This window comes from Paenibacillus sp. P36, assembly GCF_045866505.1.
In the GTDB taxonomy this organism is placed as follows: domain Bacteria; phylum Bacillota; class Bacilli; order Paenibacillales; family NBRC-103111; genus Paenibacillus_E; species Paenibacillus_E chondroitinus.
Map to the genome: position 1 here is coordinate 7987022 of NZ_AP038372.1, position 26510 is coordinate 8013531.

Consider the following 26510-nt stretch of genomic DNA (forward strand, 5'->3'; position numbering starts at 1 on the left):
CGGTTACCCGCTCCTCACTAGCCTTTTTATTTTTCAAACTGCTTAAAATATATAATCCGATCCATAATCTCCGGATGCGAGCCACGAAACCAATGAACCAGCCTCGGCTGTGTGACAGGGCTCAAGTTCTCTTTAGCAATTTGCTGAAAAGCGCGAATGGCGGCGCTGCCGTCTCCTGTCAGTTGCATCTCATACACATCTGCTCGATGCTCAATCACTCGGGAGAAGGCGTTTTGAGCCGGCGCGGAGACAAAGCTCATGAACGTAACAAGCAGCAGCAGAATGGGCAGCGCCGCTAAGTCATTTTCTCCCCGAATGCCCCATCTGGCGCCCCATCGTTTAAGGAAGAAACGATAAGCGTGAAAAGCGAGCCATAAGCCCACCAAGCTAAGCGCAATGCCATAAGCAAGGCCGATATAAATATGCTTTTCTACATAGTGTCCCATTTCATGTGCCATCACGGTTAAAATTTCATCGGGCAGCAGTTTTTTCAGCGTCGTATCCCACAGTACAATTCTGGCGTTGCCGCCTATTCCATTGACATAAGCGTTAATCGCATTAGTCCTCTCGGACATATTGACCTCGTAGACCTGCTTAGCCGGAATGTGCGATTCCGCTGCCAATTGAAGAATTTGCGCCTTAAGCTCTTGATCCTGAAGCGGCTTGAAGTCATTGTACAGGGGATCAAGCACAACGGGTTGAATAAACGTGACGAACACAATCAATGGAACAGACACAAGCCAGAACCAGAACCACCATCGGTTGGGACTCCATTTTAGCACCAGCCTGAATATCCACACCATCACAATGGTTCCCACGGCATTTAACAGAAAATCCTTCGCATGGTCCCCTAGGAAGATCGCGAGCGTCTCCGTCGATATCCCGTAGGCTAGATCGATTTTGAACAAGAAATAGTCCACCGGCAAGAACAGCACGTCCATCAACAGAGTAAATAGAAGCACAAAAACGACCATTTGCAGGAATGAAGCCTTGAACAGCTTTTCAGATAAGCTTCGAATACGGACAGCCACACCTAAGAGCAGCAGGATCAATCCGATTTGCAGCGGAGAACTGAGAAAATAAGCTAATGACCGTATGCGTGACAAGGATTCAGCTTTGTCTATTTCCTGTGCCGTCATGAACGTGTGCGGGTCCGCGCTAGTGCCAACCAGATCTCGAGGTATGCCAAATAAATCTCCTTTTAATAAATACACAATCATGATGATTGCATACACGCCAAAAGCTGCGCCAAGTCCTATGTACAGACGCTTCATTTCATCCCTCCACCGCCAACGTCATATAAGTTAATTAACAGCCAATCCGGTGTAAAATCTCTCGACAGCAGCCAGACTTGCGTAAACCTTCCGCTTGGCGGGACAAGCTTATGCTTGAAACTGAGCACATCGGACATCCCGAACAGCAGAGATACGTTGCGTATGAGCAGCATACAAGGATAGTCATGGGAATAATCCTGCAACTTCTGTTCCTTACTCACAATCCGATCATTAATGACCTTAATAAAATTATCCAGCACTTCCGCCCCAGGCTTCGTTAGCTCGGATCGTGACATCATACGTCTGGCTTCCTCCAGATCATAGAACAAATGAGTCACTTCGAGTCCTATTTGCTCGTTATTGGCATCCTCCAACAGCGCATCCGGCTTCTCCTGCTGGCGAACCATTCGCAGCGCTATCGGGTTATTTATATTAAATAGTTCAAGAAAAATATCGATAGCAGCTTGCTCTAGCGCCTTTTTCTCCTCTTCATGCTTATTCATATACTTCCCTCTTATCTATGGAACGGGTATTTTTAATCATTTTACCCTATTGTATGAGCTATTGCCTCATATGGTCATCCCTAGTCCTTCTTTCATGCCATAAAATATGCTCAAGATGCCGTCCGCTTTCCTAGACTATGCCGCTTGACCATCCTTATATGTCTTACTGACTTCATCTTGCATTTCCAGATTCTTCATGATGTAATGAAAAGATCGTACTAGAACGGAAGTGATTTCACATCAAAAAGTTGACTTGCTGTCTTATTGTTGTATGGTCAGTAATGTGCTTGGCGTTGCCCAAGCCTACTGTGCCTGCATTTGTACAAGCTCTCCAACCCGTCGTGCCAAGTCCGCCTGCTAGTGAGATTAGTAAGCCGCTTCTAGCTGCATCTGCGCTTGAATCTGCGCCAACATCTGCATCTGCACCTGTGCCTGTATCTGTACCGCTGCCATCTGCTGATGCCACTCCGCCTGTGGAGCATCATTATCAGGTGCTTAATGCCCCTGCTTTATCACAGCTGCCGGAGCTCCCCAATGGGTGCGAAGCCGTAGCGGCCACCATGCTGCTGAATTGGGCAGGGCTCCCTGTCACCAAGGAGGAAGTGGCTGACGCGCTCCCTAGAGGCGAAATGCCTGCTGAGAACGTCGATGGAGCTTTTGTGGGCGGCAATCCAGAAGACGTATTTGTCGGTAACCCCTATAAGGCGGGATATGGCATTTACCATAAACCGATGTATATCACTATGAACCGGTTATTGCCTGGTCGTTTCAAAGATATCACAGGCGATTCTTTTGATGCGTTGCTGAGCGTCATAGAAGCAGGCAAGCCCGCCATGATATGGGCTACCGAACATATGGATACCCCTTATCTGGATCTGGAATGGCAAGATGACGAGGATCGGCTCGTTGAATGGTATCAACCTGAACATGCCTTGCTGCTAACCGGCTGGGACGATGATTACGCCTATATGAACGACCCAATGACCGGCCAGCAGGAAGCCTATGCATTAAGCGACTTCAAGCAAGTGTGGGAGCTTATGGGCTCGCAGGCCATTACCTTGAACTAAGCGGCTTTTCCTATAACGAAAAAAAGCATGAACGTCTCTTTCCTTCCGGAACGAAGGAGCGTTCATGCTTTTCTTATAAAGGATCCAACTGTACGGAAGCTTGCTTTCCGCTGAGCTGGATGCCTGTTTGCTTGCGTCCATAAGCGCTTAGATCCTTCACCAGATCTTCAAGCAAAGCTTTGGCCTGAGCGCCTTCTTTGCCCGAAATCTTCACGACCAGCTGCACGGCATCTCCGCCTTGCAGGATTCGTACCGCTTGCTGGCGCTTCGTTTCCAAATCGTGATCCTCGATGTGCGGCGTTAAGCGCAGTTCTTTCGTCTTTGGCGCTTGCTCCCGCTTACGGGCTTGCTGTTTCTCCTGCATCGCTTCCTGCTTGGCCTGGCCCGCTCCAACTAATTTGCAAGGCGGCGGGCTGCTCATGAGCGAAGTACACACCAAGTCGACTTTCAACTGTTTCGCCAGAAGCAGCGCTTCCTTCGTGGACATCACACCCAGATCTTCACCCTGAATACCCGTGACGTGAACCTCGGAGGCTTTGATTTTTTCATTCATAATCATCACCCGTATTACCTCCTATACGTACAACCCTTTTCTCATAAACTATACCATAATGAGTAACGAAAAAAAGTCCCGAACCGCGTCCTGTCGCTCCATAAAGGAACTTCAGGCTCGCGATCCGAGACTTTATTCACCTTGCTATTACTTTTTGAGGGCTTTCAAGATAACAGTAACGGCCTCAGCACGCGTAGCGTTCGCTTGCGCCTTGAAGGAACCGTCGCTATAGCCGTCGATCACATGGCTAGCCGATGCAGAAGCAACGGCGCTTTGCGCCCATTCCGAGATCGCTGTGCGATCCGTGAATGAATTGCCTGCCGCTGCTGCAGGAAGCTTGGCTGCACGTACGATCATCACCGCCATTTGTTCGCGGGTAATTTGGTCATCCGGTCCAAAGGAGCTGTCGCTGTAACCGGAGATAATGTCATAGGCTGCCGCTGTTTCAATTGCTTTGCGCGCCCAGTGATTATTCGTGTCGGCAAAACCTTTGCCGCTCTTCTCCTGAAGCTTGAATGCTTTGACAAGGATCGATGCAAATTCCGCACGCGTAATCGTACGATCCGGTCCGAAGGTGCCGTTAGGATAGCCTTCGATCGCTCCAGCTTGAATGAGCTCGCGAATATTCGCTTCCGCCCAGTGTCCGGCGATATCGGACAGGGTGCCTTTACCTGTAGAACCGGTATTCGTAGGATCTGTCGGCTTCTTATCTGTTGCAATTACGGCGAATTTCGTGAAGTGGTTGACTATGCCGCTAACCGTCGACTTGTCTTTATCGACGCTTGGGTTGCTGAGTGCAATCCACTTCTTCGCTGTCTCATCGTACCAGTAGACTGCCACGTCAGACTTGGTCAGATCTACCTTAGTCAGGTCAAATGGTAGGCTAATCGTTAGATTAGCAGTGAAATTGCCTGTCAAATCTTTCTTGATCTCAAACACATCGCTGATTAGCTTACCTGAAGTGCCTTTCAGCATTTCATCGGTATTCGCTACTTTCTCAACCGTTACCCGGAAATCCGTGTTTGCCGCTCCAGCTGGAATGACGATCGTCACACCGTTATCCTTCACCGTTCCTCCGTTAGAAGAGGAGATCAGAGTGCCGCTAGGAGCGGAACCGCCGCCTGATGAAGAGGATGGATTAGATGGATTAGTTAATGTAACCTTCAAGATCTCGGAACGGTCTCTGACTCTGATTCTCGGGTGCATATCCGAATCGCTGGAAACCTCGCCGATAGAAGCCAAACCGACTACGGAAACATTTGCTCCGTCTGTAACGAACGGAAGCGCCGTTCCCTTTGTAATGTATCCGTTAATGAAGACAATTGCCGGGCCGGACCCATCATTAATCGTAAATTGGTTAATGGTTCCGTCTGTGTCTTTGTAAATATTTGACACGACGCCTTGTGTTTTCACCAAGTTTCCGGTATTAGCGGATGACATGGAACCAGCTGTCGTAAGCGTAGTAGGCGCCAGTTTTTGGATACTTGGATCCAAAACAGTCATTTTGCTAACCGTCAACTCTACCTCACCTTGATAATGCGTGATCGTACCTTCAAACCTTGCCTTCTGTCCTTCTTGGATGCCTGAGGCAACCGGGAATAGGTTGATACCGCCCGTTGCGTCCTGCGCATAAATAGAGTCGAAGAAGCCTTTGTTTGTATCAGGATCTGTGCTTTGAGTATTTACCTCACTCGTCGCTGTTGCTTCAATGATGACTTCTGTCCCATCCGGCAGATTCTTGGCGTTGGCTACGCTTGTAATCGTCTTCGGATTAACAATTTTATAAAGATTATCCATTAAATTATAGTTGGCATAAGGCAATGTCCCTGCATTGTCCAAAGTTACTTGGATTTCAAAGTTACTCATGAATGATCCGCCGGCAACGACGACAAGCGAAGTTTTACCGTTCGGATGCGTGACAGTTTCAGATGCCGCCAGCATTTTTTCTTCCGGGCTTGTTGCAATCTTGCTGTTTGGATTTGCATATTTCGGTATATAAAGCCCTTGAGAATTACTCATTCCCTTATCGGTTTTGTTCGTTCCGACTGTAATGTAAGGAAAAGTAGCTTTAGTTGTCCCGTATCCAAAGTTATCATTATCAGTTTCAGCCGAATACGTGGTTGGGAAGCCAAAAACAAGCGGGCTGACCGTTGTCGGCAGCGTTGAGGTTCTCTCTCCTGTCGCCGGGTCTACAGCGTAAATGGTTGAGCCTGAGTATTGGCTGTAGGTCTGTCCGTCGACGACGCCTTGCAGCAACGGATTAGCCATATTGAACTCTGTCGGATACAGTCTGTATGGTTGTCCTCCGTTTTTATCATCGTCCATTACCTCATCGTCGCTTTCGCGCAGTGTGGAGCCAATAGCTGTCAGGACATCGTTCTGTAGCTCGGACATATGTTTCTTCGGCGAAGACGGATCCGTGTTTGTGGATTCACCAAAGTCCGCGATATTTCCGAAGACAAGCGTGTTTCCGTTTTCCGAGAATGCTTTCAACGCCTCAATTTCTGCCGGTGTGTAATTTGCCGGAGTCGGCCATGCAGTAACGCTTTTTCTAGACGGAGCATTTAAAATGATCATTTTGTATTTAGGATTGCTAGTTGCGGCAATGAATTCCGCCGACGTTTTCAATTGTACAACTCTCACACTATTTGCACCTGCGAGAGTCATCATATTGGCCATTGTATCCGGATAGCTGCCTCCGCTGACGTACTCATTGCCGTGTGAGGCGTCAAGCCCGACATACGACACGGAGTTGATATCTACGACCTTCATCGTTTTGGTCCCTGTATAAGTCTTATCAACGCCTCCCACCGTAAGCACAGCGCTAATCGTGACTGTTTTGGTTCCAGGAGTCGTCGGTGTATAACTAAATTCATGCTTTGCGACACCGGAAGGCGCAATACTTGTGCCGGGCGTATACGATTTGTTGGCTGCGGAATCACCGTCTACGGTATAAGAGATAGACTTAAGTGTGACGGGTGTGCTTTCATTATTGAAGAAATTTGTTGTTACATTTAAAGCCTCTGTTGTAACAGGCATGACGGAACTGTTAGTTACCGAAGTGATTCCAACTTTCGGCGCTGAACCAAGCCATATCGGCGCTGTGACAGCTACAAAACCTTGGTTATCCGTGATAATCGCGAAGTAATAACCAGCAGCAGGCGCCGTCATCGAATAGGTGTAATTAACGTTACTGCTTCCACCAGAGTAGGTCTGCTGATCTACAATTTTTCCTCCGTAGCTTATCAGCTTGACAGATGCGATATTACTAGTCGCTACACCTGGGTTTTTATTGGCTGCTGTTACCGTAATGTTAGCAGTCGCAGGGGGAGCATTCAAAATAGCACCCATGCTGTAGGTGTTCGTCCCGTCGGACAGATGATAGGTGACATCCAAATCCCTGTTTTCTGTCGACCATACCGAACGGTCGTGCAATGCCGTATAAATTCCGCTCAATGTAAAATCGTTTGTGTAAACGACTGTCCCAGCGGTATTCGATGTTCCCCAACCTTTTTTATGATTATCGCCGTTATTTGTCGGGGCTACGTGCCATCCTTTATCCAATGCCAAAATAAACTGGTCGACAGATCGGAAGTATCCGCCTGAGCCGATAGCGCCTTCGCCGTTTCCTGCTTCAACGAGAGTGACTTTATCGTCAATCGCATTGTTGTGATAACCAAAATCGGCAAAGTTACCGAATGTAGCTCCAGGATGATTCAACTGTGAAATGGAGCCCGGCGTACTCTGAAGCATTTGATAATAGGTTTGCAGACCACCATCATTTGTTTTGTTATTCAAAGTCGCGTTGTTCCGGCTGACAAAACCTGTTGTGTTAAACGTATTCATGTGTCCTGGACCGCCGGACCATGTCATCTCATAACCGTAGTCGGTTATGTAAGTAGGAGTGGCTGCATCTATCGCTGCCTTTTTACCGGCAAGCCAAGGAGCGTTGGTTGTGTTGTAATTATTAATATTTTGATCCTTGGTGACGTCATAAGTTGCTGAATCGTAAGAGTTTGAGTGGTCTGTTACGATAAAGAAATCAAATTTACCCTGGTCTCTTGCATAAGCGTACGCCTCTGGCAAGGTTCCTTGACCGTCTGAGTTCATCGTATGTGCGTGAAGTGAGCCGTAATAGTTCTTCTCGCCACCGGTTGCTTTCTTAGCCGTATAGGAGAAACTTTCAGAAGCACTGTCCACATAGTTTTGAAGTGTCGCTTTTGCAGCTATTCTTACCGGGAAGTACGAAGCATCCAATGTAATAGGAGCTGTGTAGGTTTGATTGGCTGTACCCACCAGAGTACCGTCTGTGGAAGTAAAGGAATTTCTGTATACAGAATAAGTGATCGTTGAACCCGCCGTATCTGATGATAATGTGATGGGTGTTGCGGGATCAATTGCAGAACTGCCTGGGCTTGCTAATACTTTTGCGACCTGGCTTTGTGTATAGGTAAAAGTTTGAGTCGACGTTGTATAGGAGCCGTCTGACGCTGATGCTGTAATCGTTGCTGTTCCGTTTTGGAATGCATCAACTGTAATATAAACGGAATTTGTCACACTAGTTACAGGAGCGCCTCCGTTTAAGCTATAAGTGATTTGCGCGACTGTTGTTGGTGTGGTAAGCGTCACTCTGGAATTAAGAGGGATTGTCGTTCCGGTAGGCACGCTAGATGTCATAAATTCAACGGTCGGCGCTGGAACCGCGACGAGATCGGCAACATTGGTAGAAAGCAGCTGTACGCCGTTGTTATATTTCGCGACGGCCTTTGTGATGTTCACGTAACTTCCGGCTGCTAGAGTGATAGCTTTAGCACGCAATTTAGCCGTTATACCTGCCTGGCTTACTGTGTGATCATAATAGCTCGTCCCAGTTCCTGTAACACTGTCAAGTTTCACTGTATCAACGGAAACTAGCATGCCCTCATATGTTCTGTCTGCAAGCTGACTGAACATAATTTTGGTCGGGGTCGGAAGGGTCGTTGGGTTACTGTTACGTACAACGATATTTGAGGCGTTCACAGCATCTGGAACAATCTCCATCAAGCCATTATACGGTGACGCTTTCCCGTAGACATAGATTTCTTTGCCCACATAGGAGGAAAAGTCTGCACCGGATTTATAAATAACGAGACCACTGCCAGCATTCATACCATCCTGAATATATAAGGTCGTATTTCCGTCTAAGTACATACCGATCCCTTTTACCCAGACGTATTTCCCAGCATCAAGCTTTTTCGCATCGGCATTTAATGTGATGGTTTGCTGATTAAAGGATAATGTAGCGACATCGGACGGCATAAGGGTCGGCGACTTCGCTACAGCTTTCACGACAAACGGGTCTGTTCCTGTAAAACCGCCTTCGGAAAGAGCTGTGATAGGCGTGTTGTATAATTTTGTAGAACCGCCAACTGTTGTTGCCGGAGTTGTACCGTCTGTAGTGTAAAAAATTTGTGCGTTAGTATCTGTATTAGCTAAAGTTATAGGCGTAACATCTAGTATCGCACCGGTTGCATCTGGCGACGCTGTTACGGCAGGTGTCGTATACGCTGGATCCTTGGCTCCGTAGAGTTGAAGGCCGTTAACAGTGTAAGTACCACCTGTACCGATTGTACCATTTCCTTCAGAAGCATCAGATTTCTGAATAATTCTGATATATAACGTATTTTGATTCGCTGCCTCTGCCGGCAAAGTCATACCAAATTGCTCGAGGGGCGACGTACTCTCGATTTTCACCGTGTAGCCTGTATCAGCAACTTTATTTCCAAATACAGTCCAGCTTGTTCCATCAGTACTCCACTCTGTATTAAGATCACGAGGACCAGTTCCTGAAGAGCGAGTGCCATAATTAAAAATCAGATCCTTAAATCCAACAGTGGAAGTCTTAATGATCCAATATCCTTTATCCATCTGTCCACTGAAATTAGTGTTTGAGATCCCTCCAGAAGCATAGCTTAATCCTGAAGTTACTTGGGCATTACTTTTAAATAATTGCAAAGTTGAACTTGGATTGGAATAATAACCGCTTGTTGCTGCAAAGCTTGGGGCCGCAGCAGTAACTTGCGCAGCACTGGTATAGTTCCAGGTTGCAATATCCGTTTTTTCCACAATACTTTGCGGTGGATTTTCAACCGAATTGCTGCCGCTAATTGCGGCGAATGCCGTTGTAGCTGGTAAAGCAGGCGATATCAAGTTTACTAACAGTAAACTTGACATGCCTATACGCCACAGCGCTTTTTTTAATGCTTTCATGTCCTCGCTCCTTGTTTCATTTTATTTATTGTAAAATCTTCGCTTAAATGAAAGGATCTGAAGAGTCAGCAGGATGGCGAAATGACCCCCGCTTGTCTCACTGCCTCCCGATTGTTTCATTCGGGCAAATATTTTCACAAACATTGTTAATGTTTCACCAATACCTAATGGGGACATTATGAAATGTCCCTATTAGATCAACTTGTCATCTCGTTTCCATGAAATTCTAATTAAACAGAGGTTAATAAATAATCCAAATAATGGTTAAACATTAGAAATTACCCGTTCGACAAGCCACAGTCCGCCTAGCACCAGGGCTAGAGCAGAGCAGGCAACAGCCACGTGTCTCGAGTGCTTCCAGCGATAAAGAAGAGCTAACGCGGGCAGTAGCACAGCAACAATGATTACCTGAACAGTTTCAATACCGACATTAAAACTAATCAGATCAACCGCCAATTCGCTCTTCGGAATGTTCATTTCTGTCAAAATGTCCGCAAAACCCATCCCGTGGATCATCCCGAAAAAGAAGGTCAATACCCATCGGTAGCTGATTTTCTTACGAATCAAGTTGTCTAAGGCGACATAACAAATGCTCAGCGCAATGGCTGGTTCCACAATACGTGAGGAGATATGGATCACACCCGTGACCGTCAAGGCCAAGGTAATACTATGCGCGATCGTGAACGCTGTGATCGTCCCCGCATACTGCTTGAACGTTTGCCTTGCGATGAGCAAGGAGAATAAGAACAAAAGGTGATCGTATCCCGATAAAATATGATTCATACCCAGCACGAAAAAAGAAAACCAACCGTCCATCTTGCTTGACGAAGCTTCCTCCTCAGGCTGTTGCTGCTGAGGCGATGTATCGCCCGACTGCAATCCGGCGAAATCATTTTCCGTCATTTGCATCGTCCAGGTCCGGTTGTTACCAGCGATTGCCGCTGTACTTTTCTGAGCTCCGTAATAAATCGTCATCAGATTTACGTAATTACTCGCTGTGTCATTTAAGTACAACTGATCGGTCAGCTGGATCGACTGAGATGCCGCTACCGCCGGGAAGGAGATCTTCATAATTGCCCTTTTGCGGTACATACCGAAACTCTCAAGTTGGGGCCACGCTGCGGCTTCTCCGTTAATTTTCACAACGAGATTGTTTTGTAGAACTGTCAGCAGCTTCTGATCCACTGCAGCGAATTCCTCTGAATCGAGTGTTCCGTCATGATTGGTATCGCCACCTACAAGCTCTATAACCGATAAGTCATCGAGTGCATAAGTAAGCTCCGTCTTGGATTTATAAAATTCCAATGTCGAATAAGTCGCGCTGTAGGCATGAGCATCCGCTCGATGATCAATGGACAGAAGCACAATTAGCGCCATGAAAATTGAGAGAAAGAAACGCCATCGACAAACCGCCATATATGCCCTCCTTTTCTGTTCCTGCTTCTAGTTCTGCAGAAATCGGTAGTAATATTCGATGCTTACCAAATCTATCATTCAATTGTTATATCCAAGTCAAATACTTGTAATTAAATTATTAAGTTCAATAGATGAAAACTTTCCAATATCCAGTTATTTACGAGGGTTCCAGATATATTTTCCGATTCTATCAATATATCCAATCCTTCCATCGGACAAGCTTACCTTGGCAATTCCACTTCTAAATGCTCCGGCCATATTGCGTTTCAAATAATTGCTCTCATCTTTCGTAATAACCGGAGCAATGCTAACTTTCCCTTCCTTATTCATATACCCGCCAGCCCCATCAGCAATGGGAGCTAAGCCCTCTGTTATCAGCGTTTCATCATAGCTATCATTTAAAGTTGGGCCAATTTTGTAGGCTCCTGTTTCATCTATATATCCTATTGAATATTGGTTGATACTTTCGCCAACGCATACCTTTGCAAGCCCTTCTGAAAAATCATATGCCCTTGCATATTTAGGCTCTATTTTCATGTTGCCCTTTGTATCAATATATCCGTACTCAACAGTGGACCGATCCTTATTCTGCACGGCTACGGCTGCTAATCCACCCGAGAAGCTTTTGCCGGAGACATATTTACTAGCGTCAATCATCACTTTTCCTGTCTTGTCGATATACTGGTAGTGCTTATCATCCTTTACTATAGCTAAGCCATCTGAAAAGCTGCTAGCTTCATGATATTGAACTGGAATAATCAATTTCCCATAGCGATCAATGTACCCGTACATTTCGGTTTTATCGTCTTGCACTAATATCAGACCTTCACTTTGCGTCTGCAAACCCGTTCCATTGAACAGCATGGAAACGATCTGCATTTCAGGAGGTAACGTGTATAAAACCTTACCCTTACTATCCAAGATGAAATAGGTAAGATCATACGTCATCGCATCTACTTGAATCGCTCCGGCTACACCTTCGTTATACTTGGTTATATAGGAATAATCCGGTTTTACTACCATTTTTCCTGTAGTATCAATGGCGCCATATTTTACACTATCTTGTTCCATCGTCTGTTTGCTGCCATCTGAATTATTATTTAATAGAACAACGGCGACACCATCATGAAAATCATCGGCCCATGCGTAAGTTGGTTCTACAACAATCTTCCCACTTTTATTTATATAGCCCCATTTTCCATCAACTTGTATTGGATATAATAATGTCTTTTCATTGTTCTTCTTGTTTACAGCTAAAACACCTATGATTATCGCTACCATAATTAAAATGATAATTGGCACCCATATGTTACTTTTCTTCATTAGTCTATTTTTCAATTTTAATTATCCTTTCTGAATGTAACGAGCAAAATCTATTACTACTTCATTCTATTAATTTTTGTTTTGGCTGCATAAGCGGCATGATAAGCTTTGGTAAAGGATTCGACATAATCTGACAAAAACTGGAATGACTCAACCGGCCCCTTATACCGAATCTGAAATAAATGCAAAAAGAGCGCACTCGAAGGGACGAATGCGCTCGTGGTACCACTATAAATGCCATACAATGCTAACGTGCTGCGAAGTCTTTCTTAATCATTGTGATTGCACCTGATCTTTCGCTATAATGAACCCATCCGTTCCATTAAGTCGAAGAGTAATTGAAGGAGATGTTTACCCTAGCATGAATAAAAAACAATTAGAAGAACAGATGATCGAAAACTATAAACGCGAGGAGCATATGATGATTCTCGTTTTTGCCCAGTGGTGTATCAATCATGATTTGGACCCTGCCGCACTTTATCGTGCTGCTTATCCGGATCAAGAGGACAATGCCTCACTTCAGCAGGCTCTCGATCTAACGGTTCCCAAAGAGGAAGCCGGCGAGGTGGCGGATCACACCGTATTAGGCGTGCTGTCTCTCTTCGGCAACGAGGAACTTGCGTTCATCGTGACACAGGAGATCGATAAAAGGAACAAACGAAGTCGTTAACCCCCTAAACCGTTAACACCCTAAAGGAATCAGACCTTAATTGCTGCGAGGTCAAACGCTTCGGCCAGCAGCTCAATCGTCCGCTGCCTCGTCTCAGGCAGGTAACCGCCGGCAACGACCATGACTTCATCCACCTGGTAGCTGTCGGCCAAGTTCAGCATTTGTTCCCGAACTTGCCCTGGATCCCCGATAATCATCCGGGACCGATTATCCCTTACTCGCGTTTGATCCCAATCCGAGTAAACATAGTTAGCCGCTTCTTCAGGCGATTTCACTCCGGTGAACTCGCCTTTTTCCATTTGCAGAATGCGCAAATCGATGGAACCGGCGAGTTCCTCCGCCTCTGCCTGCGTTTCGGCGCAGAGCACATAAATGCATACCGTCGCCTGCGGCACGACATTAAGCGCGGACGGTTTGAACGAGCTGCGGTAGCTGCGCACCGCATGCTGTCCGCCCGCGCCGTTAATGAAGTGCGCGAAGCAGAACGCTGCGCCTGCCTGCGAGGCGTACACCCCGCTCTGCCCGGTGGAGCCGAGCAGCCACACCTGGGGCACTCCAGCCACCATCGGGGTGGCGCGGATGCCCTCGAACACGTGCCCGGGTTCCACCGAATCGGTGAGGAACCCGAGCAGATCCGTGACTTGAGCCGGGAACCGCTCAAGTCCTTCGAACAGGTCAGCGCTGACCCCTCTCAGCGCTTTGGCCGTGTGCGGCGTGCCGCCCGGTGCACGCCCGATGCCAAGGTCGATACGCCCCGGATACAGCGCTTCGAGCATCCGGAAGTTCTCGGCGACCTTGTAAGAGCTATAATGCGGCAGCAGCACGCCGCCAGAGCCTAACCTGATGCGGCTTGTGCGCGCCGCTAAAGTCGATAGCAGCACCTCCGGAGAAGAGCCGGCGAGCCCTTGCGAGTTATGATGCTCCGACACCCAGAATCTTGTGTAACCTAGGCGGTCAGCCAACTGCGCCAGCTGAATCGTCTGCTGCAGCGCATCGCTATGCGTAAAACCGGAAGAAACCGGTGATTGATCAAGAATACTTAGCTTCAGCATAGTCATCCCTTCTTTCTGAGTCATCTGCCGATGGATTAATTATACAACGTCCTGGAAGCAAAAGAAAAAGGACGAACCCCTGGAAGGCGTTGTCCCCGATGTGAACTATGTCTTTAGTGATCCTCTTACTTACTAAAAGTGTATGGCTTTGGCATCATTTTATGCCTTACTTTTTTGTAAAAATACCTCATCTCGTCTATGCAGGATGGTTGTAGCCAGGCCGATTTGACCGGTTCATTCCTTGCTGCACGCGAGCTTTACGATCTGTGATGCGATGAATGGCCATGATGCATCCACTCAACGCGGCGCCGCCCGCTGTGAATCCAGCCAGCACATCGCTGGGGTAATGAACGCCCAAATAAATCCGGCTTGCTCCAATACACAGAACAAATACAACGGTCACAACCGGTACCAGCCATGCTGCCTTCCAACCGCTGCGTACATTGATCCATATCAAGTAGCCTATCAATCCGTAAAATAAAATAGACACCATCGCATGGCCGCTGGGAAAACTGAAACCTGTTTCCTCAATGAGCCACGGTCCCGCAGGTCGTTCGCGTTCAATTAATCCTTTAATCAGAATGTTAAGCCCCCAGGTAGCCAGAACGCCAATGAACAGCACAAGTGTCTCCCATCTCCGTTTCCATTTAAACAATAAGATTGCAGCAACTACAACGAAGACGATGCTTTCTGCTTTTGCTTTTCCTAGCGTAGTAATAAAGATAACGACCGGCGTTAGCCCTTCACTTCGAAGTGACTGAATAGCGCTGCTAAATCCTGCATCAAATGTTTGTAACCAGCTGGAAGATAAGCTCTGCCATAAGATAACAAAGCCAATTAGCAGCACGCATGCCGCCCCTAACCCCCAGACTAGATCTTTGTATAATGGTTTCCCCTGCATACTGATTTCTTCCCCTCTGATGATCCGCTAAATTTCCTTATTCGTCAGGCCCGTTTGCGAGCCCGTATCGACTGTCTTTTTTTGAGCAGCAGCGGAATTAATGCAAATACGATGTACATCCCGACAGCTGCATAAAATTTGCCAGATCCAATGTCTTGCAGTGATGCGCCAAACACGTTATAGACCACTGCTCCTGGAATTATACCAATGAGCGTCCCCCATGTGTAGTCCCAAAAACGAATTTTGGAAAGCCCGGCACCGTAGCTGACACCATCAAACGGAAAAAAGGGCATCAAGCGCATGTACAGCACGACCATGAACCCTTTCTCTTCGGCTTTCTGATCAAAAGATTGCAGTTTCTTATTGCGTAAAATCCGTTGAAAGCCATTTCTGCCCCATTTTCGCGTTATATAAAAAGAAAGCATCGCACCGGCACCTGCTCCAATGATATCGTAGATCGTCCCCCAAAAAGCGCCAAACACATAGCCCCCATACAGTGTCAACGGCGTTGCTGGAAACAGCACCAAAGGACGCAGCGTGTAGACAATAATGTACAAAAGTCCGCCTAGCGGACCTGAATGCCGCAGCCATTCCGTCACTCGACTTAAATCCAAGCGAGCCCAAACTCCGGTCCATTGCAGAACGAGCAAGCCCGCTCCAGCTGCCAGAAACCATCCCACTAATAACCAAAGCGACTTAGAACACGCCATGGGCTGCCTCCTTTCGGGCACAGTCTTATTTGATTTCCATCTTACAAAACCGAAGGGGCAATATCAACAATTTGGCGCTTTTGCTTATTGGCGGCTGCAAGGCTTCGCAATGTGTGGCTAAAAAGTTCGTTGGAATGATTGTGCGAGGATAACGGAACTAGAGGCCCCTATTCTATCAAATTCAGCCCGTTTCCACGTTCAAACGGAACTACGGGACCTTATTTGATCATAATCCCGTTTTCTAAACAGGGAAACGGACAAATAGCGCCCCACAGTTCCCCTCCACGCGAAATAGAGCCTATTCCGATGAAATAGCGCCCTGGAGTTCCCGTCGCTGGCCAGTGAGGAACCGCTCAAGCGATCGCGACAATTTTCTTGAGTGGCCCAATGCCAAAAAAACCGCCAAGACACATGGTCTCGACAGTTTCTCGATTTTTGAACCAGCTTACTGACCCAAACGATTAACCCGCACAGCACTTCTTAAACTTCTTACCGCTACCGCACGGGCAAGGATCGTTCCTGCCTACTTTCGTACGTGTTTTCATGTCAATGACATCTGCCACAGCAGGAGGTTGCTGGAGTACAGCAAGCGGTTTGGCAGGAGATAACTCATTCGGCGAATAACCCTTGAGAATCCATTGCCTTGTCGTATTATTCAGAGCTGCAATGTGATTCATAAAGCTTCTTGTCAGCTCTAAGTCATTGATTTCAAGATCTTGTTGGATCGATTGAAGCAGAAAACCCGGCGTTGCTCCGTTGCGAATATGATCCACACAATCCTCTACGATAAAGTCTGCCTCTTCAAACGAAATCGTATAGTTTTTGCGAATGAAGTCCACGAAAGCTTTGTGCGCTGGAGTCCGATCCACAAAATCTTTCTCCCCAGCAACCAGAAGCTGCTCTTTGGTGAAAGGATACAGGGAGACACTCAATCGGGACTCCTGCTCCTGCTGCACTTGTTTCGGGTTGTTCAATAAAATATTATGATAACCCCTGGAGTCTGGGCTAATTTGCATATAAAACACAAGCGAATCCTCTATAACAGCTGAGTACTCTTGCCAGTACACTTCCGTCCCCATATAGCTCTCAACGAGGTTATGCAGCTCTTCGATACTGAGATGACCATAATAATACAAAAGGCCGTTCGTGAGCTTAATCCATTCCTCATTTCTTTGGAACTTCTCGCGGAAGTATTTGTAGTCCAGCTTTTGAAAGCTTTCACGCACTTCCTTCGGCATGGCTATGACAGGTTTCCCATTGTGCATGCCAGTGAAAAGCAGCCCTCGCTCCACATAATAAGAAATCTGCTCTACATCAATCAGCGTACTAGGGGCAACGCCACCGCGCCCAGCAATTTGTTTCATAATTTGATAACGTTTATCATCGAATTTAAAAAATAAACTTGGCAGTGCGTTTGGAATATGCTCTACCAATGCCATAGCTAGATCCTGTTTCTTTAAAGTGCTTACCCCTTTAATCTCCAAATTAGTCCGAATTTCCGTAAGATCGCCTTTCGTTAATCGAACAAGACAGTCAGCGAGTGAAAGCGGAATTGTAAGCTCGGGTCCAAACTCCTCCCCTACATAAGCCTCATTCTGTTTTTTGGCGCTCTTGCGCTTGTCCATTTTCTTCATCCTTTCCGAAAAGAAAAACAACTTCAACTTTTAATGACATCCTACCATTGTACAATTTATCAGCCGTTTGCGATAGAGTTTCCCACTAGTTTCCATAAAAGTTAACGAATTAGCCATAAAAAAAAGCACTCACCAACTTATCGGCAAGTGCCTTGCAAAACATTACTACCCCAGTTAAACCGGACGTGCAGCCACTCCCGCCAGGAAGCTGAGCATGAACTGAACCGCCAAACGCGATGTTACATTGCGGAGGTCCACAGTCGGATCAATGCAGACAAAATCCAGCCCCTGCACCTTCGGAAGCGCCCCTAAGCGATGAAGGGCATCCATAGCATCCCATGGGTTCATCCCGCCGGTGCCGATGGCCGGGCAGCCCGGTGCATAGGCTTGGTCGATCACGTCAACATCAAAACTCACATACAGCACATCCGTATTTTTCCCGGCAAGTTCAATCGCTTCATCCAGCACGGCATCAATCCCCATACGTCTTACATCTCTTGAGGTATACACGTGTACGCCTTTGTTCTTCACATAGTCATGATAGGGCTTAGCGTTCATGAACCCGCGGATTCCGATTTGCACGATGTCAGGTCCGTGAACCACACCGGACTCCAGGATGCCGCGAAACGGCGTTCCGTTCGTCACCCCGCCATCCTCGAAGTTGCGAACATCATGATGCGCGTCAAAATGAATGATGCCCACCTTCTGGCCCGGATGACGGTCAGCAAAAGCTTTGAGCGACGGACAGCTCGTCGAATGATCGCCGCCAACAATAATCGGGATCAAGTTAGGCTGCTCCTTGTACAGCGCCCGGAGACTCTCCTCGATACGTCGATGACATTCCGCGATGTCGGTCACATGCATCTGGATATCTCCGAGGTCACGGACGGCCAAATCCTGCAAATCGACGCCATATTCCATCGAATAGGTCGTAAAAGACTTGAACGCAGCACGAACTGCGGCAGGGGTCGTTGAAGCGCCCGAATGCGAAATCGACGACTTAGATAAAGGTACGCCGACAATCCCTGCAAGCAGTTCTTCATGGCCGTCCCAAGGGCGGATCCACTGGGCGACTTTGGTTTCCATATGATCACGAAACGCAGCTTGATCAGGCGATTTCAAATAAGGAATCTCACCACTCATAACGCTTCCTCCTCCTCTGGCGTCGCCACAATCTGGCGGTTCCAAACGGCGGGTTTCCCGTTTTTTATCACACCATATGTGTGATTGATCCCAAAATGATACGGGAGATAGGCAATGTTAGGCGCATCAAAAATCGCTAGATCCGCACGTTTGCCCACCTCGATCGATCCGATATCGTCCCCGCGCCCCAACGCATTCGCCGCGTTGATCGTGCAGGCGGTCAGAATTTCCTCCGGCGTCATTTTTAAATGAAGCGACGCCAGCATCATGATAAGCTGGATCGACTCTGTCGGACAGGAGCCGGGGTTATAGTCCGTGGACAGGGCTACCGGCAGGCCGTACCTGTCGATCATGTCACGGGCACGCGCATGCTTGGCTAGACCGAGATTGAACGATGTGCCCGGCAGCAGCACCGGGATAACGCCGCTCTCGGCAAGAGCCGCGAGTCCCTTATCCGTTGCCGCCAGCAAATGCTCGGCGGATATCGCGCCTACCTCTCCCGCCAACTCGGCACCGCCAAGCGGAACGATTTCGTCCGCGTGAATCTTCGCACGCAGCCCCAGACGCTGCGCTGCCGTTAAAATGCGACGCGACTCCTCGACAGAGAAAACGCCATCTTCGCAAAACACGTCGCAAAACTCCGCAAGGCCCTCTTCCGCCACTTTAGGCAGCATGTCGCCCACAATAGCATCGACGAACGCCTCGCGTCGCCCCTTATACTCCTCAGGCACGGCATGCGCCCCCATAAAGGTTGATACCACATCAACAGCGTGTGACGCGTCCAAACGTTTGGCAACGCGCAGCTGCTTTAATTCCGCTTCTAAGGATAAACCGTAGCCGCTCTTCGCTTCAACGGTTGTAACGCCATTCAGCAGCATTTCGTTGAGACTGCGGCGTGCCTTCTCATACAACTCCTGCTCGCTTGCCGCGCGCGTAGATCTGACGGTATGAAGAATGCCCCCTCCCTGCGCCAAAATGTCCAAATATGGAACACCCGACCGCTTTAACGCCAGCTCATGCTCACGAGAACCCCCATGCACGAGATGGGTATGCGGATCAACGAGACCGGGCGTGACTAACCGTCCGCCGATGTCCAGCGTCACCGCTACTTCGCTCCCTGCAAGCTGATCTTGAAACACGTTCGCCGGTCCGAACCAAGCAATTTTTCCCTGATTAATGGCGATTACCGCATCCTTGATCTCACAGACCTCTTTCATGGACTCCCCGCAGCGCGGTTTATTTCCCTGCGGGGTCACCAAACGGCCTATACCGGTGAGGAGCAAATCCATTCGTTCCATCTTCGCTCCTCCTATTCCTGCTCGCGCATCGGGATGCGGATGCCGTGTTTCTCCGCCGTTTCGACCGCTTCGTCATACCCGGCATCCACATGGCGGATAACGCCCATGCCAGGGTCTGAGGTCAGCACACAACGCAGCCTTTCCGCCGCTGCATCCGTTCCATCTGCCACCACGACCATGCCTGCGTGAAGCGAATAACCCATACCAACTCCGCCGCCATGGTGAATAGAAACCCAAGAGGCGCCTGCCGACGTATTGATTAAAGCATTCAATATCGCCCAGTCGCCAACGGCATCAGAGCCGTCCTTCATCGCTTCCGTTTCCCGATTCGGCGAAGCGACGGAGCCGCAATCCAGATGATCGCGACCAATAACAATCGGCGCCTTCAGTTCTCCGCTACGGACCATCTCGTTAAGCGCGAGCCCGAATTTCTCGCGCTCGCCATAGCCCAGCCAGCAGATCCGCGCCGGCAGCCCTTGGAAGGCGACGCGTTCGCCCGCCATTTTAATCCAACGATGCAAATGGGCGTTGTCCGGGAAGAGGCGCAGCACGAGCTCATCGGTTTTGCGAATGTCCTCCGGATCGCCGGAAAGCGCGGCCCAACGAAAAGGCCCCTTGCCCTCACAGAACAGCGGTCGGATATACGCAGGAACAAAGCCTGGGAAATCAAAAGCATTCGCAACGCCTTGGTCGAACGCAACCTGACGAATGTTGTTGCCATAGTCGAATACAATGGCTCCCATCTTTTGCAGATCAAGCATCGCTTGCACATGCACGGCCATACTGTTTTTGGAAAGCTGCACATACGTTTCCGGGTCGCTCTGCCGGAGTTCCGCTGCTTCCTCCAGCGTCATCCCGGCCGGGATATATCCGATAAGCGGGTCATGCGCCGAAGTCTGATCCGTTACAAAATCCGGCTTAATCCCGCGCCGCACAAATTCCGGATACACTTCTGACGCATTGCCCAGAAGTCCTATGGCGAGCGGCTTCCCGGCTGCCGTCGCTTTCTCGGCGAGGAGAAGCGCTTCATCCAATGTTTCCGCGAGCACATCGCAATAGCGGGTTTGAATACGGCGCTCGATCCGGGTGCGATCGACTTCCACGGCGATGACGACGCCTTCATTCATCGTAACCGCCAGAGGCTGCGCGCCGCCCATGCCGCCAAGACCGGCAGTCAGGGTCAGCGTACCTTGCAGCGTACCTCCTGCATGCTGTCTTGCCGCTTCAGCGAACGTTTCGTAGGTGCCTTGCAGAATGCCCTGCGTACCGATGTAAATCCAGCTGCCCGCTGTCATTTGGCCGTACATCATCAGCCCCTTCGCTTCCAGCTCGCGGAAATGCTCCCAATTGGCCCATTTGGGCACAAGCACCGAATTGGACAGCAGGACACGGGGAGCCCGTTCATGCGTTTTGAAAACACCTACCGGCTTACCCGACTGAATGAGCAAAGTTTCATCGTTGTCCAAACGCTGGAGCTCACGAACAATGGCGTCAAACGCCGGCCAATTTCGCGCTGCTTTGCCGATACCGCCATAAACCACAAGATCCTCCGGGCGCTCTGCGACCTCAGGGTCCAGATTGTTCATCAGCATACGCATTGCCGCTTCCTGCACCCAGCCTTTGCAGGATAAGTCTGTGCCTCGAGGGGCGCGGATGACTCTTTTTCCGTGGTTAGCATTCGTCATATCAGCATCTCCTTTGATTTTAAAATAACGAACCTGTAACTGCCTCAACGGCTCGCAGCCATTCGCCTTCCAGCAGCGCAGCAGCTACTTCCTCAATCTCACGAGAGGTGGAGCGATCCTCAATCACGGGCGGGACGAGTTCTCGCAGTTTGTCGTACAGCACGCGAGTGGCTGGGGCAAGACCTTCCGCCCCGATGAACTCAGCGGCTTCAGCTGCACAAATCAGTTCGATCGCCAGCACCTTCGACACATTGTCGATCACTTGGGCCGCATGGCGCGCTGCCGTTGTTCCCATCGACACATGGTCCTCCTGGTTTGCCGAAGACGGGATGGAATCTACGCTGGAAGGGTGAGCCAGCACTTTATTCTCCGACACAAGCGATGCGCTGACATACTGGGTAATCATCATGCCGGAGCCGACACCAGGGTTATGGCTGAGAAAAGCAGGCAGTCCGCCGGATAACGCCGGATTCACCAGCCGCTCCGTGCGGCGTTCGGAAATGTTCGCAAGCTCGCTCATGCCGATTTTCAGAAAATCCATCGCAAAAGCAATCGGCTGCCCGTGGAAATTGCCTCCGGAGATGACAAGTCCTTTATCCACGAATAATAAAGGATTATCTGTCGCTGAATTAATCTCTATGGCGATCTTGTCTCCCGCATAACCAAGAACTTGGCGCGTCGCACCATGAACCTGCGGCAAGCAGCGCAAGGAATAGGCGTCCTGCACGCGAATTTCGCCCTGGCGCGTCGTCAGCTTGCTGCCTTGCAGCAATGTGCGCAGGTTGCCCGCTACCCCGATCTGCTCCGGATAAGGACGAACGCGCTGCACTTCATCGGCATAAGCGTCCGGGATGCCGCGCAAGCACTCCACTGTCATCGCCGCGATGACATCCGCGATCCGTGCGAGGCGCTCTGCTTTGACGAACGCTAACGTGCCGATCGAGGCCATAATCTGCGTGCCGTTGATCAAGGCAAGCCCTTCTTTCGCCTGAAGCGTAATCGGCTTCAGCCCTGCTTTGGCAAGCGCCAGAGCGCCCGGCAGGCGCTGCCCTTGGTAGATGGCCTCGCCTTCGCCCATCAGCACGAGCGCCAGATGAGACAGTGGCGCCAAGTCCCCGCTTGCGCCAAGCGAGCCCTGCTCCGGCACAATGGGATGCACGCCGCCATTGATGCAATCGACCAGCAGCTGCAGCGTTTCCGGCCGGATGCCGGAGTGCCCTTTGGCCAGGGCGTTTGCGCGCAGCAGCATCAACGCCCGCACGGTCGGTTCCGGCAGCGGCCTGCCCACCGCGCAAGCATGGCTGCGGATCAGATTGAGCTGCAGCTGCACAGCGTCCTGCGGGGAAATGCGTACATCGCTGAATTTCCCGAAGCCCGTCGTGACGCCATACACCACTTGACCTGTCGCGACAAGCTCCTCCACCATAGCGCGGCACTTCACCACGCATTTCATCGCTTCTTCCTCCAGTGCCACAGGCACTCCTTCGTAAGCAACCGCTACCACCAATGCCGGCGTCAACTGCTCACCATCTAATTTCACCGGAGGTTTACCTCCTCCGTCATCTTGTTGCAGCTTCTCTTCATATATCATCGCCATGTCTATTCAGACCCCTTTCTCGCTTTAATAAAAGAAAGGGACCGTACGGAAGATGTTCTCTTCCATACGGTCCCTTTTTTAAAAAAGAGGCGTTTATGCGATTGTCCGGTATCCTGCTCCAGCCGATCCCTCATCGCGCTCACTCACTTTTTGAATTGTTTTGTTATACCTTTTGTTATACCTTCCTTTATTGTCACACGGGGGTTCGCAGACTGTCAATATGGCTTATTGCCCAAATGCTGGCATCCACGCAAAAAAAGCCTCACCCGCCTTAGCGAATGAGACTTTGATCTAACAATTTAAGCTAACCATTCTTTCACTTTGGAAGAGAAATTGTTTAGCATTTCTTGCGAGCCGTATTGACCGCTGAAATCTTCGATGCCAAGGTAGCCGTCGTATCCAACTGCTTTCAAATCAACCAGCAGCTGTTTCCAGTTCACGATACCCGCGTCAATCGGTGCCCACTCGCTTTTCCAAAGCTTAATGCCGTCTTGCGTTTCACCTGTCGGTACCCATTGCGCATTTTTCACATGCACATGTGCCAGGTATGGCCCTAGCAGCTCAAGACCCATGCGGTAGTTCTCGAAACCTTCGTGGACCATGTTGCCTGCATCATGCAGCACGCCGATGTGGTCTGGATTGAACTGCGAAACCAGGCGGTGAGACAGCCCTGCGCTTGGAGTAATTGTGTTATGGTGGATTTCAGCCAACGCCTTGATGCCATATTGCTGCGAAAACTCTTGCACGTGGTGCAAATAGTCCGTAGCTTTTGCAAACAAATCGTTATAGTTTACGCTTTTATCATAATTAGGAACTCCGCAACGGATGAAAGAAGCTCCTACTTTTTTCGCCGCTTTAAATACACGCTCAGTTTCATCCACATTGCAGTCATTCAAGTAAGGAGTAACGCTTAAATTCACCAGGTTATTGTTAACAGCAATGAGTCTGAAACGCTCCAATTCTTCATCGGAAGCACTTGGATCAATGGAACAAAGATTGTTACGCCAGAAAGACGGCTTCTCGTTAGCCACTTCCGCCGGAGTATCTTTAAAACGCCATTCAATCCCTTCAATACCTGCTGTTGTTGCTGCCTTGGCCAGTTCCTCAGGTGTTAAGTCAGGTGTTGCTACTGTAAAAATAGACAATTTCATATTGAATCCTCCTTAGAGTATCGATCATCGTTGTAAGTAGAATAGCTTGTTTGTTTAACTCTTCTTTATTTTGCAGTATAATAAAAACGTATTCATTGCATTAATTGGGCAAAAGTTTGCTAATATTGACTCCAGTTTAATAGAGGAGAACCTCTCATGCAGGATCTATACCAAAATCTTCATCAGTTGATCAATTTCCGCCATACCTTGACGAATGAGCCGCGGCCGATGGATTTCCATCAGCATCAGGATCAATATGAAATCTATTTTTTCCTAACCGGGGATGTTCACTATTTTATCGAAAAACAAGTCTATCATTTGCAGTATGGCGATCTGTTAATCATGCACAGCAACGAGCTTCACAGGCCTAATTTCCAATCCAAAAAACAGCGTTATGAGAACTGCGTCATCCACTTTAATCCTGCGCTGCTCGCAAACCTGAATTCTTCTCAGTTTGATTTGCTGCACTGTTTCAATAACCGCAAGTTCGGCGAACAAAACCGGATGCGTCTGAATCCCCAGCAAATTGATGACTTCCTGAAAATATTCGAGCGCATGGAGCTGTACACGCGCCCTCAAGCGTTGCCTGGATCGGACATTTTATTTGTGGCCGCTTTTACCGAGCTGCTCGTGTTTATTAACCGGATTTTCCTCAATCAAGGCAAACAAGAGGATCAGGTCATGATCCCTGATAAGCTGTCCTCCCTTTTTACGTATATTGACGAAAATCTGGACCAGGATCTGTCGCTCGAAGTGCTGGAGCATGTGGTGTTTATGAATCGCTCCTATCTTTGCCGATTATTCAAAAAACATACAGGCAGCACCATTCACGAGCACATTCTGTTTAAGCGCATTAACAAAGCGAAGCAGCTGCTCCGCGAAGGCTCTACGGTCACGGATACATGCCAGTTGGCCGGCTTCAACGACTACTCCAACTTCATCCGCACCTTCAAAAAAGCGGTCGGCCTTCCCCCGCGCCAGTACCAGGCGCAGCAGCGGCGGGGCTGATTGCGCACATAGCCCCCGTCATAGACGGGGGCTGCTTTTATGCACGCGTATCTGCGGCTTTAATGCTGAAAAACACTCTTACAGTAGCTAAACCAAAAACAAAAAGCCCCCCATCCCCGCACACCGTGCAGGATCTAGAGGACCTCATCACTCAACTTATTTCAAATTTTCCGGGTTCAACTGCAATAGCTCAGGCAGAACGAAAATACCGTCCTTGCGAATCAGCACATCATCGAACCAAATTTCGCCGCCGCCGTACTCCGGACGTTGGATGTTCACGATATCCCAGTGCAGCGAGGACTTATTGCCGTTGTAAGCATCGTCGTAGCAGTTGCCTGGTGTGAAGTGGAAGCTGCCGTCGATTTTCTCATCGAACAACGTATCTTTCATTGGATGTTGGATGAACGGGTTCACGCCGATCGCAAATTCCCCAACATAACGGGCGCCTTCATCCATATCGAAAATTTCATTAATGCGATCCGTATCGTTCGCCGTCGCTTTAATGATTTTACCCTTTTCAAATTCAAGCACAATGTTTTCGAAAATAAAGCCGTCATGCGGTGTAGGTGTATTAAAGGAAATAACGCCGTTAACGGAATCACGAACCGGTGCGGAGTAAACTTCGCCATCCGGAATGTTCAATTCGCCGTCGCATTTCACGCCGCCGATTCCTTTGATCGAGAACGTCAGATCCGTTCCAGGACCGACCAGACGCACTTTATCCGTGCGATCCATCAATTCTTTCAGCGCGTCCATCGCTTTGGACATTTTGCCGTAATCCATCGTACATACGTTGAAATAGAACTCTTCGAATGCATCTGTGCTCATGCTAGCCAGCTGCGCCATGGAAGATGTCGGGTAACGAAGAACGACCCATCTTGTATCCTTTATACGAACATCAAAGTGAACTTGTTGATAGTAAATGGAATTGTAAAGCTTCATCCGGTCCGCCGGGATATCCGATAGCTCGTAAATGTTAGCTCCGCCGCGCACGCCTATGTAGCCTTGCATTTTCTTCATTTGGAAAGCGTCCACATCCGCCCAAGTTTGCATTTGAGCTTCTGTTCCTTCCATAACAAGCTGGCGAATGATCGCATGGTCCCGCACGTTAACATAAGGATGAGCGCCGGCTGCGTGAATTTTTTTCACGAGTTCTTTGACAAGCGCGTTATCGATGCCGTAAGCTTCGATCAAAATATTTTCGCCAGGCTGCGCTTTAACCGAATAATTCACAAGCACATCAGCCAGTTTCGTTAATCTTGGATCTAACATATCT

General features: G+C 48.8%; 19 protein-coding genes. 3 read left to right on the forward strand and 16 right to left on the reverse strand.

All coding sequences use genetic code 11. From position 1 onward, the window contains the following. Nucleotides 1–26 precede the first annotated feature (26 nt). Nucleotides 27–1274, reverse strand: coding sequence for a M48 family metallopeptidase (locus ACKTT9_RS34995; protein WP_407869626.1), 1248 nt, complete (start codon nucleotides 1272–1274; stop codon nucleotides 27–29). Beyond that, on the reverse strand, nucleotides 1271–1777 hold the full coding sequence (locus ACKTT9_RS35000; RefSeq protein WP_407869627.1) for a hypothetical protein: 507 nt from the start codon (nucleotides 1775–1777) through the stop codon (nucleotides 1271–1273). Before ACKTT9_RS35000 ends, ACKTT9_RS34995 begins: the two co-directional genes overlap by 4 nt. 293 nt (nucleotides 1778–2070) lie before the next feature. Here ACKTT9_RS35000 and ACKTT9_RS35005 point away from each other — a divergent pair, with 293 nt between their 5' ends. Further along, a complete protein-coding gene (locus ACKTT9_RS35005; RefSeq protein WP_407869628.1) occupies nucleotides 2071–2844 on the forward strand; it encodes a C39 family peptidase in 774 nt (257 codons plus the stop codon). A gap of 73 nt (nucleotides 2845–2917) precedes the next feature. Here ACKTT9_RS35005 and infC read toward each other — a convergent pair whose 3' ends face one another. The 4 genes from infC to ACKTT9_RS35025 all read right to left on the reverse strand — a co-directional run bounded on the left by infC (nucleotide 2918) and on the right by ACKTT9_RS35025 (nucleotide 12400). Beyond that, on the reverse strand, nucleotides 2918–3403 hold the full coding sequence (gene infC, locus ACKTT9_RS35010) for a translation initiation factor IF-3 (protein ID WP_407869629.1): 486 nt from the start codon (nucleotides 3401–3403) through the stop codon (nucleotides 2918–2920). Between the two features lie 141 nt (nucleotides 3404–3544). Next, nucleotides 3545–9646, reverse strand: coding sequence for an S-layer homology domain-containing protein (locus ACKTT9_RS35015; protein ID WP_407869630.1), 6102 nt, complete (start codon nucleotides 9644–9646; stop codon nucleotides 3545–3547). A gap of 264 nt (nucleotides 9647–9910) precedes the next feature. Beyond that, nucleotides 9911–11062 (reverse strand): HupE/UreJ family protein, encoded by a 1152-nt coding sequence (locus ACKTT9_RS35020; protein WP_407869631.1) that lies wholly within the window; start codon nucleotides 11060–11062, stop codon nucleotides 9911–9913. Between the two features lie 153 nt (nucleotides 11063–11215). After that, entirely contained in the window at nucleotides 11216–12400 is a 1185-nt protein-coding gene (locus ACKTT9_RS35025; protein ID WP_407869632.1) for a WG repeat-containing protein, read from the reverse strand. A 346-nt stretch (nucleotides 12401–12746) separates the two neighbouring features. On the opposite strand from ACKTT9_RS35025, the gene ACKTT9_RS35030 reads away from it, so the two are divergent. Beyond that, nucleotides 12747–13055, forward strand: a complete 309-nt coding sequence (locus ACKTT9_RS35030) for a hypothetical protein (protein WP_157317694.1) — start codon at nucleotides 12747–12749, stop codon at nucleotides 13053–13055. A 29-nt stretch (nucleotides 13056–13084) separates the two neighbouring features. Here the strand turns inward: ACKTT9_RS35030 and ACKTT9_RS35035 are convergent, their stop codons facing one another. From ACKTT9_RS35035 to ACKTT9_RS35075, 9 genes are all read right to left on the reverse strand, one after another. Further along, complete coding sequence (locus ACKTT9_RS35035; protein ID WP_127453773.1) at nucleotides 13085–14107, reverse strand: LLM class flavin-dependent oxidoreductase; 1023 nt, start codon at nucleotides 14105–14107, stop codon at nucleotides 13085–13087. A gap of 196 nt (nucleotides 14108–14303) precedes the next feature. Then, nucleotides 14304–15008, reverse strand: coding sequence for a phosphatase PAP2 family protein (locus tag ACKTT9_RS35040; RefSeq protein ID WP_407869633.1), 705 nt, complete (start codon nucleotides 15006–15008; stop codon nucleotides 14304–14306). Nucleotides 15009–15052: 44 nt separating this feature from the next. Continuing rightward, nucleotides 15053–15718: a TVP38/TMEM64 family protein gene (locus ACKTT9_RS35045; protein WP_407869634.1), complete on the reverse strand. Its 666-nt coding sequence runs from the start codon at nucleotides 15716–15718 to the stop codon at nucleotides 15053–15055. A gap of 461 nt (nucleotides 15719–16179) precedes the next feature. Further along, entirely contained in the window at nucleotides 16180–17343 is a 1164-nt protein-coding gene (locus tag ACKTT9_RS35050) for an SEC-C metal-binding domain-containing protein (protein WP_407869635.1), read from the reverse strand. Nucleotides 17344–17526: 183 nt separating this feature from the next. Beyond that, nucleotides 17527–18495 (reverse strand): formimidoylglutamase, encoded by a 969-nt coding sequence (hutG, locus tag ACKTT9_RS35055; RefSeq protein ID WP_407869636.1) that lies wholly within the window; start codon nucleotides 18493–18495, stop codon nucleotides 17527–17529. Continuing rightward, nucleotides 18492–19793 (reverse strand): imidazolonepropionase, encoded by a 1302-nt coding sequence (gene hutI / locus ACKTT9_RS35060; protein ID WP_407869637.1) that lies wholly within the window; start codon nucleotides 19791–19793, stop codon nucleotides 18492–18494. The genes hutG and hutI overlap by 4 nt, the downstream gene beginning before the upstream one ends. 11 nt (nucleotides 19794–19804) lie before the next feature. Beyond that, nucleotides 19805–21478 (reverse strand): urocanate hydratase, encoded by a 1674-nt coding sequence (gene hutU, locus ACKTT9_RS35065; RefSeq protein WP_407869638.1) that lies wholly within the window; start codon nucleotides 21476–21478, stop codon nucleotides 19805–19807. A 19-nt stretch (nucleotides 21479–21497) separates the two neighbouring features. Further along, a complete protein-coding gene (gene hutH, locus ACKTT9_RS35070) occupies nucleotides 21498–23075 on the reverse strand; it encodes a histidine ammonia-lyase (RefSeq protein WP_407869639.1) in 1578 nt (525 codons plus the stop codon). Nucleotides 23076–23374: 299 nt separating this feature from the next. Next, nucleotides 23375–24226 carry a sugar phosphate isomerase/epimerase family protein gene (locus tag ACKTT9_RS35075; RefSeq protein WP_407869640.1) on the reverse strand — a complete coding sequence of 284 codons (852 nt, stop codon included), beginning with the start codon at nucleotides 24224–24226 and terminating at the stop codon, nucleotides 23375–23377. Between the two features lie 156 nt (nucleotides 24227–24382). Between ACKTT9_RS35075 and ACKTT9_RS35080 the strand changes: the two genes are divergently transcribed. Then, nucleotides 24383–25234 (forward strand): AraC family transcriptional regulator, encoded by an 852-nt coding sequence (locus tag ACKTT9_RS35080; protein ID WP_127453789.1) that lies wholly within the window; start codon nucleotides 24383–24385, stop codon nucleotides 25232–25234. Between the two features lie 156 nt (nucleotides 25235–25390). Here ACKTT9_RS35080 and ACKTT9_RS35085 read toward each other — a convergent pair whose 3' ends face one another. Continuing rightward, the gene (locus tag ACKTT9_RS35085; protein WP_407869641.1) at nucleotides 25391–26506 is read right to left on the reverse strand and encodes an aminopeptidase; all 1116 of its coding nucleotides are present in this window, start codon (nucleotides 26504–26506) and stop codon (nucleotides 25391–25393) included. Nucleotides 26507–26510: the final 4 nt, after the last annotated feature.